Origin of the sequence: Pseudomonas sp. Irchel 3A7 (genome assembly GCF_900187565.1) — a bacterium.
In the GTDB taxonomy this organism is placed as follows: Bacteria; Pseudomonadota; Gammaproteobacteria; order Pseudomonadales; family Pseudomonadaceae; genus Aquipseudomonas.
In genome coordinates, this window is record NZ_FYED01000001.1 from 133766 (window position 1) to 151648 (window position 17883).

General features: G+C 59.9%; 13 protein-coding genes. 5 read left to right on the forward strand and 8 right to left on the reverse strand.

The window, feature by feature from the left end; genetic code table 11:
* The 4 genes from CKW21_RS00665 to CKW21_RS00680 all read right to left on the reverse strand — a co-directional run bounded on the left by CKW21_RS00665 (position 1) and on the right by CKW21_RS00680 (position 5516).
* Complete coding sequence (locus tag CKW21_RS00665; protein WP_095192106.1) at positions 1–915, reverse strand: branched-chain amino acid ABC transporter permease LivH; 915 nt, start codon at positions 913–915, stop codon at positions 1–3.
* Positions 916–1086: 171 nt separating this feature from the next.
* Positions 1087–2220, reverse strand: coding sequence for an ABC transporter substrate-binding protein (locus tag CKW21_RS00670; protein ID WP_095192107.1), 1134 nt, complete (start codon positions 2218–2220; stop codon positions 1087–1089).
* 364 nt (positions 2221–2584) lie between these two features.
* Positions 2585–3868, reverse strand: coding sequence for an FAD-binding oxidoreductase (locus CKW21_RS00675; RefSeq protein WP_095192108.1), 1284 nt, complete (start codon positions 3866–3868; stop codon positions 2585–2587).
* A gap of 157 nt (positions 3869–4025) precedes the next feature.
* Entirely contained in the window at positions 4026–5516 is a 1491-nt protein-coding gene (locus CKW21_RS00680) for an aldehyde dehydrogenase family protein (RefSeq protein WP_095192109.1), read from the reverse strand.
* A gap of 175 nt (positions 5517–5691) precedes the next feature.
* Here CKW21_RS00680 and CKW21_RS00685 point away from each other — a divergent pair, with 175 nt between their 5' ends.
* The 3 genes from CKW21_RS00685 to nadE all read left to right on the forward strand — a co-directional run bounded on the left by CKW21_RS00685 (position 5692) and on the right by nadE (position 8863).
* Positions 5692–6603: a LysR family transcriptional regulator gene (locus CKW21_RS00685; RefSeq protein WP_095192110.1), complete on the forward strand. Its 912-nt coding sequence runs from the start codon at positions 5692–5694 to the stop codon at positions 6601–6603.
* A 204-nt stretch (positions 6604–6807) separates the two neighbouring features.
* Complete coding sequence (pncB, locus tag CKW21_RS00690; protein WP_095192111.1) at positions 6808–8031, forward strand: nicotinate phosphoribosyltransferase; 1224 nt, start codon at positions 6808–6810, stop codon at positions 8029–8031.
* A 4-nt stretch (positions 8032–8035) separates the two neighbouring features.
* Positions 8036–8863, forward strand: a complete 828-nt coding sequence (gene nadE, locus CKW21_RS00695; RefSeq protein ID WP_095192112.1) for an ammonia-dependent NAD(+) synthetase — start codon at positions 8036–8038, stop codon at positions 8861–8863.
* Between the two features lie 176 nt (positions 8864–9039).
* On the opposite strand, the gene azu is transcribed toward nadE, so the two are convergent.
* The gene (gene azu / locus CKW21_RS00700) at positions 9040–9486 is read right to left on the reverse strand and encodes an azurin (RefSeq protein ID WP_095192113.1); all 447 of its coding nucleotides are present in this window, start codon (positions 9484–9486) and stop codon (positions 9040–9042) included.
* 344 nt (positions 9487–9830) lie between these two features.
* Here azu and CKW21_RS00705 point away from each other — a divergent pair, with 344 nt between their 5' ends.
* Together CKW21_RS00705 and CKW21_RS00710 are read left to right on the forward strand one after the other, a co-directional pair.
* Complete coding sequence (locus CKW21_RS00705) at positions 9831–10418, forward strand: TIGR00730 family Rossman fold protein (protein WP_095192114.1); 588 nt, start codon at positions 9831–9833, stop codon at positions 10416–10418.
* Positions 10419–10486: 68 nt separating this feature from the next.
* Positions 10487–10666, forward strand: a complete 180-nt coding sequence (locus CKW21_RS00710; RefSeq protein WP_095192115.1) for a hypothetical protein — start codon at positions 10487–10489, stop codon at positions 10664–10666.
* A 417-nt stretch (positions 10667–11083) separates the two neighbouring features.
* Here CKW21_RS00710 and CKW21_RS00715 read toward each other — a convergent pair whose 3' ends face one another.
* From CKW21_RS00715 to CKW21_RS00725, 3 genes are all read right to left on the reverse strand, one after another.
* On the reverse strand, positions 11084–11974 hold the full coding sequence (locus CKW21_RS00715) for a transglutaminase family protein (protein ID WP_095192116.1): 891 nt from the start codon (positions 11972–11974) through the stop codon (positions 11084–11086).
* Positions 11974–14460 (reverse strand): circularly permuted type 2 ATP-grasp protein, encoded by a 2487-nt coding sequence (locus tag CKW21_RS00720; RefSeq protein WP_095192117.1) that lies wholly within the window; start codon positions 14458–14460, stop codon positions 11974–11976. Before CKW21_RS00720 ends, CKW21_RS00715 begins: the two co-directional genes overlap by 1 nt.
* Before the next feature lie 88 nt (positions 14461–14548).
* Complete coding sequence (locus CKW21_RS00725) at positions 14549–17824, reverse strand: DUF2126 domain-containing protein (protein WP_095192118.1); 3276 nt, start codon at positions 17822–17824, stop codon at positions 14549–14551.
* Between the last annotated feature and the right edge of the window lie 59 nt (positions 17825–17883).

Here is a 17883-nt window from a genome sequence, read left to right on the forward strand (position 1 = left end):
TTACACCTTCGACACAAGAGGACGGCCGAGCAGGCCTTGAGGCCGAAAGACCAGAACGAGAACCAGCAGCGAGAAGCTGAATACGTCTTTGTAGTCCGAGTTCACCAGACCGGAGAACAGCGATTCGGAAATCCCGAGAATGATCCCGCCAAGCATGGCGCCAGGCAGCGAACCGATCCCGCCGAGTACCGCGGCGGTGAACGCCTTGATTCCGATGATGAAGCCGGCATAGAAGTCGAACGTGCCGTAGTTCATGGTGATCAGCACGCCAGCCAGGGCCGCCATGGCTGCACCGATGATGAACACGTAGGAGATCACCCGGTCGGTGTTGATCCCCAGGATCGAGGCCATCTTGCGGTCTTGCTGGGTCGCGCGGCACATGCGGCCGAGCTTGGTGTACTTGATGATGTAGGTCAGCAGGGCCATCCCGGCAAACGCTGCGACCAGAATGAAGACCTTGGTGTAGGTCAATTGCACGAAACCAGTACCGATATCGACGCGCCAGGCACCTGTGAGCAAGGTTGGAACGCCCTGTTGCTTCGCGCCTTGGGAGATCTGTGCGTAGTTTTGCAGGATCAGCGAAATACCGATGGCGCTGATCAGCGGTGCCAGTCGGGTGGAGTTACGCAGGGGTTTGTAGGCGACTCGCTCGATGACCCAGCCATACACCGCCGTGACGACGATGGTGAAGATCAGGGTGCCGAGCATCAGCAGCGGGAAGGATTCAATACCGAAGTAAGCCAGCAGTGCCAGACTGATTGCCGCGAGGTAAGCGGAAATCATGTAAACCTCGCCGTGGGCGAAGTTGATCATGCCAATGATGCCATAGACCATTGTGTAGCCGATGGCGATCAGGCCATAGACCGACCCGAGGGTCAGGCCGTTGACCAGTTGCTGCAGGAAAATACCATCCATAACGCAATCTCACGCATTTGAGAGACTGCACAGAAGCCGCTAGCGTCGGACCGGGGTTCAGCCGCCGGCGCTATGCGGTTGTGTGCAGCTCTACGAGAAAAGACAGGTACTGCACGGACATGTTTCAGGATTGCCCGGCCCATAAGGCACCGGGCAGATCAGCCGCTCATATCACTTCTGTTTTTCCAGTTGATGGTATTTGCCGTTCGCGTCCCACTCGTAAACCACGTAGTCGGAGACTTTCAGGTCGCCCTTGCTGTCCCAGGTCTTCTCGCCCATGACGGTTTTGACAGGGTTCTTTTTCAGCCACTCGGCAGCTTTTTCGCCACTGTTGGACTTGGCACCGTTGAACGCCGCTGCCAGGGTCTGGACCGAAGCGTAGGCATACAGGGTATAGCCTTCAGGCTCGGTGCCGGCCTTGCGGAATGCGTCTACCACCGTCTTGCTGTCTGGCAGCAGGCGAGGGTCGGCGCCGAAAGTCATCAGCACGCCTTTGGTGAACTGCGGACCGCCAGCGGTGGTCACCAGTTCGTCGGTCACGATGCCATCGTCGGACATGAACGTGACGTCTTTCAGGCCTTGCTCGCGGAGTTGACGGACCAGAGGACCGGCTTCCGGGTGCAGACCACCGAAGTAGACGACATCGGCGCCAGCACCGCGGATTTTGGTCACGATGGTGCTGAAGTCTTTTTCACCACGGGTCAGGCCTTCATACAGCACTGGCGTCACGCCGCGCTTGGCAAGCTGCGCCTTGGTGGCATCTGCCAGGCCCTGGCCGTAGGTGTCCTTGTCGTGCAGCACGACAACCTTCTTGCCCTTGAGCACGTCGACGATGTAGTCGCCGGCCACGATGCCTTGCTGGTCGTCACGTCCGCACATACGGAACATGGCGCTCAGGCCACGCTCGGTAACGGCCGGGTTGGTGGAACCCGGAGTGATTGCAATGATGCCCGCTTCGTCATAGATCTCGGAGGCCGGGATGGTCGACGAGGAGCAGAAGTGACCGACCACGCCGGCAACTTTCTGGTTGGTCAGGTCCTTGGCGACCGTCACAGCCTGTTTCGGTTCGCAGGCGTCATCGCCCTTGACCAGTACGATTTTTTCCCCGTTCACGCCGCCCGCTGCGTTGACCGCATCGGCCGCTGCCTGTGCACCCTTCATGTACTGCTCGCCAAATGCTGCGTTGGCGCCCGTCATTGGACCCGCTACGCCGATCTTGATGTCAGCCTGAGCAAACGCAGAAACACCCAACGCAGTTGCCACTGCGAGGGCCAGAAAGCCTTTCTTGTAAAACGTCTGGGACATGAGGTGGTGCTCCAAGGTTTTTTTTTAATTGGCACTGCGACTTCACTGAATGCTCAGAGCAAGTGCCGTGCCATCGGTTTTTTATTCTGAAAAAAGTCGCTGCTTTATTGTTATTTCGACTGTTTCGATCCCATTTTCATTGGGCGTGCAACCGTCTAAACCGCGGAAGGTAAAACCATTTATTTTTTGAGGCGCAACCCCTCTGCGCCATCATTGCAACCGCGGCGCCAAACGGCGTGCAACCAGCCTGTAACAACGCACGTCACCGAACTGCACACTGCTGGTGCGCAACTGCTACAACCCGCACCACTACAGGCTAGTCGCTGCGCGAAAAAGCGCCGCTTCCAGCAACAAATTTCAACAATCAGATCACGATCCGCAGGCACTGGCCTGCGTGATACAGCGAAAAACCGGCCTCGTACAAACAGCTACGCAACCCCACCCCTGCCAATGGCTGCATGGGAGCGAAAGGAATGGGTAGCGCTTGAGGATTTCCGTTACACAAATAATCGGCAAACGCCTTGCCGACCACCGTTCCCGTGGTCACTCCCCGACCGTTGTAGCCGGTGACTGCCACTATTCCGGGCGCGGGTTCGAACAGGCGCATCAAGTGATCCGGCGTGAAGGCGATGCGCCCCGTCCAGGTGCATTCCCATTCCACCGACTTGAGATAAGGGAAGTAATGCTGTTGCACACGATCGGCCCAGGCCTTGAGGAACCAGGTCGGTTTCTGGTTGCCATTGCCCAGGCTGCCGAGCAGCAGGCGACCGTCTTTATCCCGGCGGATACTGCTGAGTACCTGACGGGTATCCCATGAGCCTTGGCCACCGGGCAGAATTTGCTTCGCCGCCTCTTCAGTCAGCGGCACCGACGCCACTTGATAGTAATAGCCGGGGAAAAAATTGCGCCGCAACTCGGTCCAGTCGCCTTCGGTGTAAGCGTTGGAGGCGATCACCACTTGCTCGGCCACCACCGAACCCTGCGCAGTCTGCACCGACCAGCGCTGGCCCTGGCGCTCGAGGCGGGTGACCGGGGAATGATCGAACAACTGACCGCCAAGGCCGATGGCCGCTTTTGCCAGCCCCGTTGTGTAAGCCATCGGGTTGAGGGTGCCGGCACGCTTGTCGAGCAGTGCAGCAGCGATCTTTTTGGTGCCTGTTGCCTGTTCGCAAGCTTGCCCGGTCAGCAGTTCGACCGGCGCGCCACGACGTTTCCACTGTTCTTCTCGACTGCGCAGATCGGCTTCGCCCCGGGCGTTGTGCGCCATGTGCAGCGTGCCTTCGCGGCGTAACTGGCAATCGATGTTGTACTTGTCGATCAGGCTGAACACCAGCGATGGTGCCGCGCCCAGCATGCGGTTGAGCTGACTGCCGACCGCTTCGCCAAACCCCGCCTCGATCTCATCCGGGGGTATCCACATTCCGGCGTTGACCAGCCCGACGTTGCGCCCCGAACCGCCATGGCCGGCACGATGGGCTTCCAACACACAAACCGTCTTGCCCTGCTCCAGCAGATGAACCGCCGCCGACAGCCCGGTGAAACCGGCGCCGATGACGCAGACATCCGCCTTCACCTCACCTTTGAGCGCCGCATTGTCAGGCCTTTGCGGCGTCAGTTTTTCCCACAGACACTCTTCGCGTAACGGCATTGCCAGACTCCAACAGAAACCTAACCAACCCACACAAATCAGTTGTGGGAGCGAGCCTGCTCGCGAAAGCGGTATATCAGCCACCAATGATGTCGGCTGACAGATAGCATTCGCGAGCAGGCTCGCTCCCACAGGGGATCACTGTTTGGCTGAAATATCAGTCAAACGTAATGCCTTGGGCCAACGGCAACTCCAGCGAGTAGTTCACAGTGTTGGTCTGACGACGCATGTACCCGCGCCATGCATCGGAGCCCGACTCACGACCACCGCCGGTTTCTTTCTCGCCACCGAACGCGCCACCGATTTCAGCACCGCTCGGGCCGATGTTGACGTTGGCAATACCACAGTCACTGCCCACCGCCGACATGAACTGCTCGGCTTCACGCACGTCGGTGGTGAAGATGCAGGATGACAAGCCTTGCGGCACGGCGTTGCTCAAGCGCAGCGCTTCGTTGAAGTCGGTGTAACCGACCACATACAGGATCGGCGCGAAGGTTTCGTGGCAGACCACGTCGCTCTGTTCCGGCATTTCGACGATGGCCGGCGAAACGTAGTAGGCATTCGGGAATTTGTCTTCCAGCTGGCGCTTGCCGCCGAATACCCGGCCGCCTTCGCTCAGCGCCTGCTCCAGTGCGTCCTGCATGTTATCGAAGCTTTGCTTGTCGATCAGCGGACCGACCAGGTTGCCTTCCAGCGGATGACCGATGCGCACTTTGGAATACGCGGCTTTCAGGCGGGTAACGATTTCTTCTTTGACCGATTCGTGGGCAATCAGGCGACGCAACGTGGTGCAACGCTGACCGGCAGTGCCAACGGCGCTGAAGAGGATCGCGCGTACAGCCATGTCCAGATCGGCGCTTGGGCCGAGGATCATTGCGTTGTTGCCGCCCAGTTCCAGGATGCTGCGGGCAAAACGCGCGGCGATTTTCGGCGCCACTTCGCGACCCATGCGGGTGCTGCCGGTGGCGCTGACCAGCGCGACACGTGGATCATCGACCAGCGCTTCGCCGGCGTCGCGACCACCGATGATGACCTGGCTCAGGTGCGCAGGTGCATCGCTGAAGTTCTTCAACACACGGTCGAACAACGCCTGGCAGGCCAGTGCGGTCAACGGGGTTTTTTCCGACGGTTTCCAGATCACCGGGTTGCCGCAGACCAGCGCCAGCGTGGCGTTCCAGGCCCAGACCGCTACCGGGAAGTTAAAGGCGCTGATAACGCCGACGACGCCCAGCGGATGCCAGGTTTCACGCATGTGGTGGCCAGGACGCTCGGAAGCAATGGTCAAACCGTACAACTGGCGGGACAGGCCGACGGCGAAATCGCAGATGTCGATCATTTCCTGAACTTCACCCAGGCCTTCCTGAGTGATCTTGCCGGCTTCCCAGGACACCAGCTCGCCGAGATCGGCCTTGTATTCACGCAGGATGTCGCCCAGTTGACGCACCAGCTCGCCACGGCGCGGTGCAGGAACCTTGCGCCACAGTTCGAACGCATGATCTGCGCGACTGATGTGCTGCTCGACTTCAGCGGCACCTTCCCAGTTCACGGCGGCGATTCGACTGCCGTCGATGGGCGAATGCACCGGCACTTTGCCGTTCTGGTACAGGGCCGGGTTCACACCAAGACGATCAAGCAATGCGGCAACCATGGGTTACTCCTCAAGCAAAAAACGGTACGTGTGCAGCCGCGCGGACACGGCTGATCAGACCTGTAGTTTTAGCGCCCCGCAGGTTACTCAACAAACGACCTTTAAGAGAGATATCATTCCGTTTATTCATGCTGTGCATTGTTGGCAATAAAGAGACAAGAACAAAGGACCGCCCATGCTGAACAAACGCTACCTGCCATCGATCGCTGCCCTGCAGTGTTTCGAAGCCGTGACCCGGCATCTGAGCTTCACCCGGGCCGCCGAAGAGTTGAACCTGACCCAGAGCGCCGTCAGCAAACAGGTCGCGCAACTCGAAGAGCTGTTGCAGCATCTGTTGTTTCGTCGGGTGCGCCGCCGCCTGCAGATGACTCCGGCGGGCGATTTGTACCTGGTCGAGGTACGAAAAATCCTCACGCAGGTCGAAATGTCGACCCATTACCTGCGTTCCTACGGCGGTGAAACAGAAGTCCTGCGTGTCTCAACACCGCCGACCTTCGGTGCGCGCTGGCTGGTGCCACGGCTCAAAGGCTGGCGCCTGCGCCATCCGTCGATCCATCTGGATCTGTGCAGCGAGCAGGAGGCTGATGATCTGCTGCAAGGTCGCAGCGACCTGGCATTCTACTTCGGCCAGGGTTCCCGTCCCGGCACCGAATGCCTGAAACTGTTCAGTGAGGAGCTTGTTCCGGTATGTGCCCCCGGCAGCCTGCCCGCCGAGCCCTTCACCGACCCCACGCAACTCACTGACCTGGTCCTGCTGCAAAACGCCTCCCGCCCCCAGGCCTGGCATGACTGGTTCGACAGCCAGGGTTACCACACCGAACACAGCTACCACGGGCCGCGCTTCGAAACTTTCTACATGTGCATCCGCGCCGCGCAAGTCGGCTGTGGCGTGGCGTTATTGCCACGGTTTCTGGTGGAAGAAGAACTGGCCGAAGGCAAGCTGGTCATTCCCTGGCAGCATGCAATGCCCAGCACTGATGCCTATTACCTGGCGTACCCGGAACATTCGGCGGAAGTGCCCAAGGTGCGGGATTTTGTGAAGTGGATGCTGGAGCAGATCGATAGCCCGGATGCCCTCCGTATTTAGAGTTTCCCCAATACCTGTGGGAGCGAGCCTGCTCGCGAAGGCGGAGTATCAGACAACATCAATGTCGACTGACAGATTGCATTCGCGAGCAGGCTCGCTCCCACAAGGGTTTGTTGCGGCCAAAAAAACGCTGGCAATCCTCACCATTGATATGCGCCACTAGTGCCAATGTTCAATACCGCTGCAACGCTGGAGATTCCCGTTATGAGCGAGAGTGTGTTTGCCGATCGCATCGTGCAGAACCTGCTCGACACCGATTTCTACAAACTGACGATGATGCAGGCGGTGCTGCACAACTACCCGAACGTAGAAGTCGAATGGGAGTTTCGTTGCCGTAACAGTGAAGATTTGCGCCCGTACCTGCCGGAGATCCGCTTCCAGATCGAGCGCCTGGCAGAGTTGAGCCTGAGTCCCGATCAGTTGGGCTTTCTGGAGCGCATCACCTTCCTGAAGCCGGATTTCCTGCGCTTTCTCGGGCTGTTTCGCTTCAACCTGCGCTACATCCACACCGGGATCGAAAACGGTGAGTTGTTCATCCGCCTGCGTGGCCCGTGGCTGCACGTCATTCTTTTCGAGGTGCCGATACTGGCGATAGTCAGTGAAGTGCGTAACCGCTATCGCTACCCGGAAATCGTCCTGGAACAGGCCCGCGAGCAGCTCTACCGCAAGTTCGACTGGCTGGCCGCCAACGCCGGCAACGACGAGTTGTCCGAATTGCAGGTCGCCGATTTCGGCACTCGCCGTCGCTTCTCGTACCGCGTGCAGGAAGAAGTGGTGAACGTGCTCAAGCACGATTTCCCTGGACGCTTCGTCGGCACCAGCAACGTGCACCTGTCCCGGGAACTGGATATGAAGCCGCTGGGCACCATGGCCCACGAATGGATCATGGCTCACCAGCAACTCGGCCCGCGGTTGATTGACAGCCAGATCGCCGCCCTCGATTGCTGGGTGCGCGAGTACCGCGGCCTGCTGGGAATCGCCCTGACCGATTGCATCACCATGGATGCCTTCCTCGGCGATTTCGATCTGTTTTTCGCCAAGCTGTTCGACGGATTGCGCCACGACTCCGGCGATCCGGTGGTCTGGGCAGAAAAAGCCATTGCCCACTATCACAAGCTCGGCATCGATCCGATGAGCAAGACGCTGACCTTCTCCGACAGCCTGACCCTGCCCAAGTCCCTGGAAATATTTCGGGCACTGCGTGGTCGGATCAATGTCAGCTTCGGCATCGGCACCAACCTGACGTGCGATATTCCGGGTGTCGAACCGATGAGCATCGTGCTTAAAATGACCGCCTGCAACGGCGCGCCGGTGGCGAAGATCTCCGACGAGCCTGGCAAGACTCACTGCAAAGACCCGAATTTCGTCGCCTATTTGCGACACGTTTTCCAAGTACCTGCCCCATCAAGCCTACCTGGCAAGGAGTGAATTCATGCAAGCCGTACAGCGTGAGATTGCTGAGCAGCTCAAGGTCCAACCGCCGTTCGCCGACGAGGCCGCCCTTGAGGCAGAAGTCGCCCGGCGGATCACCTTCATCCAGGACTGCCTGGTCAATTCCGGGCTCAAGACCCTGGTGCTGGGCATCAGCGGCGGTGTCGACTCCCTGACCGCCGGCCTGCTGGCCCAGCGTGCCATGCGCGAGTTACGCGATCGCACGGGTGACGACAATTACAAATTCATCGCCGTGCGCTTGCCGTACGAGACTCAGTTCGATGAGCACGATGCCCAGGCTTCGGTGGATTTCATCAAGCCGGACGAACGTCATACCGTGAATATCGGCCCGGCGGTCAAGTCACTGGCCAATGAAGTCGCAGCGTTCGAAGGCAAGCACGCGGTGTCGGTGGACTTCGTACTCGGCAATACCAAGGCGCGGATGCGCATGGTCGCCCAGTACACCATCGCCGGTGCGGCCCAGGGCCTGGTGATCGGTACTGACCACGCGGCGGAAGCGGTCATGGGTTTCTTCACCAAGTTCGGTGATGGCGCTTGCGACCTGGCACCGCTCAGTGGCCTGGTGAAGAATCAGGTCCGGGCAATTGCCCGCAGCTTCGGCGCGCCGGAATCACTGGTGGAGAAAGTCCCGACCGCCGATCTGGAAGATCTGTCTCCCGGCAAGCCGGACGAAGCGTCCCACGGCGTGACCTACGCCGAAATTGACGCCTTCTTGCATGGGCAGCCGGTGCGCGAGGAAGCGTTCAAGATCATTTGCAACACGTACAACAAGACCCATCACAAGCGTGTGATGCCGTTTGCGCCTTGATGAGTGAATGAATGAAAAAAGCCCGCTGAAGAGTTGATCTTCAGCGGGCTTTTTCCTTGGCCAATGCATGTGTTGATGCTGATGACCTCTTCGCGAGCAGGCTCGCTCCCACATTGACGGTGCTAAACCTGTGGGAGCGAGCCTGCTCGCGAAGAACGATAACGCGGTGTGTCGACTTACTTCAGGGTCACAGTCCCCTTCATCATCGAAATGTGGCCCGGGAACGAGCAGAAGAAACCATATTTCTCATTGGCATCGAGCTTGGACACGTCGAAGGTCACCGAATCGGTTTCCTTGGCGCCGATGATCTTGGTATGAGCGATAACGCGGGCATCGCCTTCTTTCAGATAGCTCTTGTCGATACCGGCGCTCAGGCCGTCGGTGGCGATCGGCTGCATGTCAGCTTCTTTGCTCAGCACCCAGTTATGACCCATGACGTTTTTCGGCAAGCTGCCGGAGTGGGTCAGTTCCACGGTGAATGTCTTGCAGCTCTTGTCGATTTCAATGGCCTTGGTGTTGAAGGACATTTGGTCTGTGGAGTCAACGGTGACTTTGCACTCCGCAGCCATCAATTGGCTGCTGGCCAGCGTCAACAGGGATACCGCAACAAGTTTGGCAAACATGGTGAATCTCCAAGGCAGGGTTATTGGAAAATGCGAATGAACAGAAGACTGCCTGAAAACTTCGCAAGTTCATATGACCTGAATCAAAAATTGTATACAACTTTTGGGCTATGGCACCGATCGAGACAATCTACCAGCCAGGCGTCTGGCCCGGGCTTATGATCAAGCCATCATCACTGACCGGAGCGTCCGACATGTCCCTCAATAGCCTGTTGTGCAGCTTGCTCGCCGCCTACGCCTGTGGCGCCAGCGGTACTTACGAAACGCCCAAGCGGGAAGTTTAGCCCTTGGTGCGCTGCGCGCCTGCCTTTACTCTGTGGCACTGTTCGACCATGGAGTAAGGCATGTCTTTAGCATCCGTATGTGTATTTTGTGGTGCCAGCACCGGCACCAACCCGGCTTATCGTGAAGCCGCTGTGGCGCTCGGCCAGGCATTGGCCGAACGCAAGCTGACCCTGGTCTATGGCGGCGGTGCCGTGGGCCTGATGGGCATCGTGGCCGACGCCGCGCTGGCGGCCGGTGGCGAAGTGATCGGCATCATCCCGCAAAGCCTCAAGGACAAGGAAATCGGCCACAGCGGCCTGACCCGCCTGGAAGTGGTCGACGGCATGCATGCGCGCAAGGCGCGGATGGCCGAACTCAGCGATGCCTTCATCGCCCTGCCCGGCGGCCTGGGCACGCTGGAAGAACTGTTCGAAGTCTGGACCTGGGGCCAATTGGGCTACCACGGCAAACCGCTGGGGTTGCTGGAAGTGAACGGTTTCTACAGCAAACTCACCGGTTTTCTCGATCACATCGTCGGCGAAGGCTTCGTTCGCGGGGCGCACCGTGACATGCTGCAGGTGAGCGAATCGCCACAGACGCTGCTCGATGCCCTCGATAGCTGGCAACCGACCGTACCGCCCAAGTGGGTCGAACAAAAACCCGACTAACGACTCGGCACCGATACAGGGCAGAATACGCGCCGCTCAACCTCACCTTCGACCCCAGAGGATCGCCCATGGCTAAACCCAATTATTCCTTCGCCAAACGTCAGCGTGACTTGGCCAAGGAGCAGAAGAAAGAGGAAAAGCTTCAGCGCAAGAAAGCGATGGCTGAAGACGCGACACTGAACCCTGACGGTGACGTCGCGACAGAAGATGATGTTGAAGCACCGAAAGACCAGGCGCCCGACGCCTGAGACCCTCCGGGCCGGATGAATACATCAGGCCCACCGGATCTGTGTCCAGGGTTGGCAGTCTTGCTGCCGGCCCTCACAGGTCAATCTGAAACACCCAATCCCTGAACACTCCACACCCCCCTGTGGGAGCGAGCCTGCTCGCGAAAGCAGTGTGTCATTCAGCATCGATTTCGCCTGACACTACGCCTTCGCGAGCAGGCTCGCTCCCACAATGGTTCAGTGCTAATTCAATGGCATCTGTGTCCAGGGTTGGCAGTCTTGCTGCCGGCCCTCACAGGTCAATCTGAAATACCCAATCCCTGAATGCTCCCCCCCCTGTGGGAGCGAGCCTGCTCGCGAAAGCGGCGGCACATCCAACACATCCGTTTCTGTCAGACCTCTTTCGCGAGCAGGCTCGCTCCCACAATTGGTTCTCTATCAATCCAGTGGCATCACGGTGACGCGGACCTCAGGGTCATGATTGCCTCCTCCCAGAATCACCCCCCGCAACGGCGACACATCGGAAAAATCCCGGCCCCAGGCCAGGGTGATGTGTTCCAGTGCCGGCTGCACGTTGTTGGTAGGGTCAAAATCCACCCAACCCAGCACCGGGCAATACACCGACACCCAGGCATGGGAGGCATCGGCGCCGATCAGTCGTGGCTGACCGGGCGGCGGCTGGGTCAGCAGGTAACCGCTGACATACCGCGCGGCCAGACCTCGGGAGCGTACGCATGCCAGCATCAGGTGGGCGAAGTCCTGGCAGACCCCGCGCCGACGCTCCAGCACTTCCACCAGCGGCGTTGCCACTTGGGTGGCTTCGGCGTCGAAAGTGAATTCACTGAAGATTTTCTCCATCAATGCCTGCACGCCCAGCAACAGCGGTCGACCTGCCGGAAAGCAGCTGTCCGAAAACTCGACGAAATTGCGCTTCAAATGCACGTAGGGCGATTGAAACCGATAACGGCATGCATCCAGCAATTCAGCTGAAAGCGGCTGACTGCTGTAGGTCAATGCGTTGCGGGTTTCTTCCCAGGCCGGGGACAGATTGAAATCCAGCGCAGGCCGGGGCAGCACTTCGATCGTGAGGCTGGCATTGACGAGCAGTTCATCATGAGGGCGCTCGAACGCCAGCCGGGTCAGCGGGTTGCCGAATACATCGAGTTCATCACGGCGGGTCGTCGGGTCCGGACTGATCTGCAATTGCTGCTCGGTGCAACGTTGCCAGGTGCAAGGGCGCGGCCACAGGTGCGCCAGTTGCTGGGCCAGGGAAACCGGGCTGTCGTAGTGATAATGAGTGTCGTGGAAAATCTGGTATCGAGCACTCATCAGACGGACACCGTACGCTGGCTGACATCATCGACATGGGCAAAATGACGCAAGGCCAGGCGATCGGATACTTGCCCGCTGGCATCGGCGATCTCTTGCAGCAGATCGGCCAAACCTTCGAGTGCCGCGCGCACGCTGGTTTCGCCGAACAGCGGGTTTTCCAGGCACCCCAAGTCAAATCGCGCCAGTCGCTCCACCAACTGGGGCAACCCGGTTTCTCGCGGGGCACCAAAGTCATCGTTCAGGCGTTTGAGGGTACGACTCACCAGTTTCAACTGGAACAGCACGGCGTGAGGGTTCTGCTCGTCGAGCAGCAACAGGTCCAGCACCGGGATCAACTGCGCCACCGCCAGATACCGCGAACGGTAGGTGATACTGCTGTTGCCCAGCTCCAGCAACCATTCGAGACCGGCCTGATCGAACGCGCCCGCACCCCGCAAGAACGCCGCCAGACTGCCGCTGAGAAATTGCAGGCGCTCTATCCGCCGACCGATCATCAAAAAGCGCCAGCCTTCGTCCCGGGTCATGTCGTCGAGGGCAAAACCGGACAGCGCCGCCAGAGACATCACCAGACGGTTGAGGAAATCCAGCAGCTCGCCGAAGTCCGGCTCATCGGTCTCCAGCTCCATGGCTTCACGTTGCAACTCCACCAGCGCTTGCCAGTTTTCCCGCGAAAGCTTGCCGCGTACCTGCGAAGCCGCCCACTGCAAGCGCTGCAGGTTGGAACGCAAGCTGAACGGCCAGTCATCGCCAAGTATCGCCGCCAACAGGCGCTCCGGCAGCTCGCCTTCATCGGGCAACAGCATCAGCCGTTCGCCCAGGTCAACTGCCGCCTGCAGCGCCTGTGGGTCATCGCCGTCCACATAGCGCGCCAGCATGATGCGCAGCAATCGCGCACTGTCATCGCAACGCTCGCAATAACGGCCGAACCAGAACAGGTTTTCCACTACGCGCGATGGCAGATAGGGGTCGCGTCGTACCAGATCATGCACGCCGACGTTGCGCTGGGCTTTCCATTGCTCGCCACTGGGCGGGCGATCGCCCAGCACCCAAGTGTCCTTGCTCGCACCACCCCGCTGCATCGACACCACTTCGGCATCGGCCTCGGCGGCCACTCGGGTCAACCCGCCGGGCAACACCCGATAACCATCGTGGCTGGCCACCGCATACACGCGCATGCCGATCGCCCGGGGCTGTAACTGCCCACCCTCGGCCTGCCAGATGGGTGCCTGGGACAACTGCGCCAATTCTTGCGCGACATAAGCATAAGGCCGCGCCTGCATGCGCTCGGCGAGCTCATCGCGCTGTTTTTCACTCAAATCGCGACCAAAGACCGGTGTAAAGCTCTGGGACGGGAACGCCGGTTTGATCAGTAATTCCGGCAATTTCTCCAGCGCCTGGGCCAGTACGGGGGCTTCGCCACACCACCAGGTGGCGATGGACGGCAGGATCAGTGCTTCACCGAACAGGAATTGGCTGATTTTCGGCAGGAAGCCCAGCAATCCCGGCGACTCCAGCACACCGCTGCCCAGGGCGTTGGCCACCAGTACCCGCCCTTGTCGCACGGCCTCAAGCAGACCCGGTACGCCCAGTGCCGAATCGGTACGCAGTTCCAGCGGGTCGCAGAAGTCGTCATCGAGGCGGCGCATGATCGCGTGGACGCGGCGCAGGCCACTCAGGGTTTTCAGGTAAACCGTGGCATCACGCACTGTCAGGTCGCCACCCTCCACCAGCGGATAACCGAGTTGGCGAGCCAGGTACAAATGTTCGAAGTAGCTTTCGTTGAATCGCCCCGGCGTCAGCAGTACCACCAGTGGCACGTCCTCATCGCAGGGTGCCTGGCGGGCCAGGGTTTCCTGAAGCGTGCGGAAGAAGCCGGCCAGATGCTGCACTTTCAGATCGCGATACAACTCGGGGAAAGCCCGGGAGACGATGGTACGGTTTTCCAGCGCATAGCCGGCACCGGAAGGCGCTTGAGTACGATCCGCCGTGACCCACCAGCGGCCATCGGGAGTGCGCGCCAGATCCACGGCATACAGATGCAGAAAGGCGCCATCAGGCGGGCTGATGCCCTGACAGGGCCAGAGAAAGTTGTTGTGGCCGAATACCAGTTCGGCCGGCAGCAAACCTTCGGCAATCAGGCGCTGCGGTCCATACAGGTCGGCGAGCACGGCATTGAGCAATCGGGCACGCTGGGCGATACCGGCCGACAACTGTTCCCACTCGTCAGCGGCAATCACATGGGGCAGCAGGTCCAGTTCCCACGGCCGATCGGCGCCCTTGGGGTCGGCATAGACGTTATAGGTAACGCCGTTTTCCTGAATCTGCCGGGTCAGCAGTGCCTGCCGCTGCACCAGTTGCGCTGGCGTGCTGCGCTGCAATTGGTCGAACAGTCGGCGCCAGTGCGGACGTACCCCGCCGCTGTCGTCGAGCAGTTCGTGATAGGTGCCCGCCGTCAGCGGGTAGCGGTCTAGCAGGTCAGGCATGGAAAGCTCGGCAGACAGCAAGGAACGGTCAGACTAACGCAGGCTCATGACGCCCGGATATACGAAAAATCCGAGCGTCGCGTACGGTTTAGAAACGTCGTAAATCGAGCGTCATCGGCAGCTCGTCATTGATTTCCAGAATCGGTATCGGAAGTTTCCCTGGCGTGTGTCCGATGCGGAAGAATCGCGCCATGCGCCGGCTCTCGGCTTCATTGGCATTGATCGGTAACGTCTCGTAATTGCGCCCGCCCGGATGTGCGACGTGGTACTGACAACCCCCCAGTGAACGGCCCATCCAGGTGTCGAGCAGGTCGAATACCAACGGTGCATGAACCGGGATGGTCGGTTGCAAACAGTTCGCCGGTTGCCAGGCACGAAATCTTACGCCAGCGACGAATTCGCCTACACGTCCGGTTGGCTGCAATGGCACCGGGATGCCGTTGCACGTCAGCACATAACGCTGTGGCGGCAGGCCCGTGAGCTTGATCTGCAAACGCTCCAGGGATGAATCCACATAGCGCACCGTGCCGCCGACCGCGCCCTCCTCGCCCAGCACATGCCATGGCTCGAGTGCCTGCCGCAGTTCCAGCGCGATACCACTGACGGCGTAATCGCCCACCTTGGGAAACCGGAACTCCAGATGCGCCGCAAACCACTCGGCCCGCACCGGATAACCCGAGGCATTGAGATCGACGATCACGTCGGCGAAATCCTGCTCGATAAAGTGCGGCAACAAGAACCGGTCATGCAGCTCCGTGCCCCAGCGCGCCAGTTTCGGCGGCGCGTAAGGCTCGCGCCAAAACTTCGCCACCAGCGCTCGCAGCAGCAGCTGCTGAGCCAGGCTCATGCGTGCATGGGGTGGCATTTCAAAAGCGCGCAACTCCAGCAAGCCAAGGCGTCCTGTGGCGCCGTCCGGCGAATACAGTTTGTCGATGCAGAACTCGGCGCGATGAGTGTTGCCCGTGACGTCGATCAGTAAGTTACGCAGCAGTCGGTCGACCAGCCACGGCGGGCATTCCTCGCCGGGTTCCGGCATCTGGGCAAAGGCGATTTCCAGTTCGTACAAGGCGTCGTTACGAGCTTCGTCGACGCGCGGCGCCTGGGATGTCGGGCCGATGAACAGCCCGGAAAACAGATAGGACAGTGATGGATGGTTATGCCAGTAACTGATCAGGCTGCGTAACAGATCCGGGCGACGCAGAAACGGCGAGTCAGCCGGTGTCGCACCGCCCAGTACGAAATGGTTTCCGCCACCGGTGCCGGTGTGCCGGCCGTCGATCAGGAATTTCTCGGTAGTGAGTCGGGTCTGTCGGGCTTCCTCGTACAGAAATTCGGTGCGCTCGACCAGTTCATCCCAGGTCGCGGATGGCTGCACATTGACCTCGATTACACCGGGGTCAGGGGTGATGCGCAAATTGCTCAAACGCGGATCGCTCGGTGGTTCATAGCCTTCGAGCAGTACCGGGCAATGCAGCTCCTCGGCAGTGGCTTCGATGGCGGCGACCAGTTCCAGATAGTCCTCAGCGCGTTCCAGCGGTGGCATGAACAGGTACAACCGCCCCTCCCGCGCCTCGGCGCAGAACGCCGTGCGCGTCAGCCAGTCGGCGGATTCGTCGATCTTCGGCATGCACTCCTGCGCCTCGGCCGGCTCGCCATGGCTGTTCAACCGTGCGGTGTCAGGCAGCGGCGGGAAATCCTGATTCGGGTCCTGTTGATGAATGAATGGGTATTCAGCCGCTTTCACCCAAGGCTGCGAGCCGAGCGGCAGCCGATAGCCCAGTGGCGAATCTCCCGGTACCAGCCGGCAATGCTCGTCGCGCAGATACCAGCGCCCGCTTTGCCACTGATCGCCCTTGGCGGTACGGGCCAGCGGCAGCACCTGCCCGATGACCTTGTCCAGGCCCTGGCTGAAGACTTTGCGCAGCCGCGCACGCTCCAGCGGTTCTTCAAGACGTGAGTCTTCGGCGCTGACGTTCTGCGGCAACGTGCCTTCGCGCCAGAGGTAGTAGAAATTGTCTTCGTAGGCCGGAAACACAAAGCGTGTCGGAATTTTCAGGCGTTCAGCCACACTCGCCAAAAAGCGCCCGGCCAATTCGCCATTGGCGCCATAGTCATGCTGTTCATCGGCAATCAGCGCGCTGTTATGCCAGATCGGCACACCGTCGCGACGCCAATAGCAATTGAGCGACCAACGCGGCAGCTGCTCGCCGGGATACCACTTGCCTTGACCGAAATGCACCAGCCCTTGAGGCGCGTAGCGCTTACGCATGCGCTGGAAGAGTTCGGCGGACAGCCGACGCTTGTTCGGGCCCAGTGCGGCGGTATTCCATTCGGCGCCGTCAGGGTCATCGATGGAAACAAAGGTTGGCTCGCCACCCATGGTCAGACGCACGTCGCCTTCGAGCAGGTCGGCATCAATCTGCCGGCCCAGGGCCTGGATCGCCAGCCACTGCTCTTCGGTGTAGGGCTTCGTGACCCTTGGCGCCTCCCAGATCCGTTCCACCGACATTTCATGGCTAAATTCACACTCGCAAGGTTCCACCAGGCCGCTGATCGGTGCCGCGGAGGACGGATCGGGACTACAAGCCAATGGGATATGCCCTTCACCCGCAAACAGCCCAGAGGTTGCATCCAGGCCGATCCAGCCCGCGCCGGGCAAGTAGACCTCGCACCAGGCATGCAGATCGGTAAAGTCCACCTCGGTGCCGGAAGGACCGTCGAGGCTTTTCACGTCGGCGGTCAACTGGATCAGGTAACCCGAGACGAAGCGTGCTGCCAACCCTAGGTTGCGCAGCAGTTGCACCAGCAGCCACGCCGAATCGCGGCACGAACCCGAAGCCTGTTCCAGGGTGTGCTCAGGCGTTTGCACACCCGGCTCCATGCGGATCAGGTAGTCGACGTCTTCGCTCAGGCGCTGGTTGAGCGCGACGAGAAAATCCACGGCGGGCAGCGGCGTACGGTCGATGCCCTCCAGATAAGCCTGGAACTTCGGTGTCAGGGGCAAGGTTTCCAGGTACGGCGCCAATTCTTTGCGCTCATCCGCGGCATAGGTAAACGGGATTTTTTCTGCATAGGGTTCGAGGAAGAAGTCGAAAGGATTGAAAATCGCCATTTCCGCCAGCAGATCGACCTCGATGCGCAGCTCATCGGTTTTCTCCGGGAACACCAACCGCGCCTGGTAGTTACCCTGCGGGTCTTGTTGCCAGTTGATGAAATGCTGCTCGGGCGAAACCTTCAGCGCATAGGACAGTATCCGCGTGCGACTGTGGGCCGCCGGGCGCAGGCGAACGATCTGCGGACCAAGCTCGACGGCGCGGTCGTAGCGGTAATGCGTGACATGGTGCAATGCGACATGAATCGACACGGCGTGCCTCCTGCGAGCCTTGAGCGTATTCGAAAGCGCGCAAGACTTATGCCATCCAG

Coding starts and splice junctions, on each gene's coding strand:
- CKW21_RS00665 (WP_095192106.1), bottom strand. CDS start 915: ATGGATGGTATTTTCCTGCAGCAACTGGTCAACGGCCTGACCCTCGGG.
- CKW21_RS00670 (WP_095192107.1), bottom strand. CDS start 2,220: ATGTCCCAGACGTTTTACAAGAAAGGCTTTCTGGCCCTCGCAGTGGCA.
- CKW21_RS00675 (WP_095192108.1), bottom strand. CDS start 3,868: ATGCCGTTACGCGAAGAGTGTCTGTGGGAAAAACTGACGCCGCAAAGG.
- CKW21_RS00680 (WP_095192109.1), bottom strand. CDS start 5,516: ATGGTTGCCGCATTGCTTGATCGTCTTGGTGTGAACCCGGCCCTGTAC.
- CKW21_RS00685 (WP_095192110.1), top strand. CDS start 5,692: ATGCTGAACAAACGCTACCTGCCATCGATCGCTGCCCTGCAGTGTTTC.
- pncB (WP_095192111.1), top strand. CDS start 6,808: ATGAGCGAGAGTGTGTTTGCCGATCGCATCGTGCAGAACCTGCTCGAC.
- nadE (WP_095192112.1), top strand. CDS start 8,036: ATGCAAGCCGTACAGCGTGAGATTGCTGAGCAGCTCAAGGTCCAACCG.
- azu (WP_095192113.1), bottom strand. CDS start 9,486: ATGTTTGCCAAACTTGTTGCGGTATCCCTGTTGACGCTGGCCAGCAGC.
- CKW21_RS00705 (WP_095192114.1), top strand. CDS start 9,831: ATGTCTTTAGCATCCGTATGTGTATTTTGTGGTGCCAGCACCGGCACC.
- CKW21_RS00710 (WP_095192115.1), top strand. CDS start 10,487: ATGGCTAAACCCAATTATTCCTTCGCCAAACGTCAGCGTGACTTGGCC.
- CKW21_RS00715 (WP_095192116.1), bottom strand. CDS start 11,974: ATGAGTGCTCGATACCAGATTTTCCACGACACTCATTATCACTACGAC.
- CKW21_RS00720 (WP_095192117.1), bottom strand. CDS start 14,460: ATGCCTGACCTGCTAGACCGCTACCCGCTGACGGCGGGCACCTATCAC.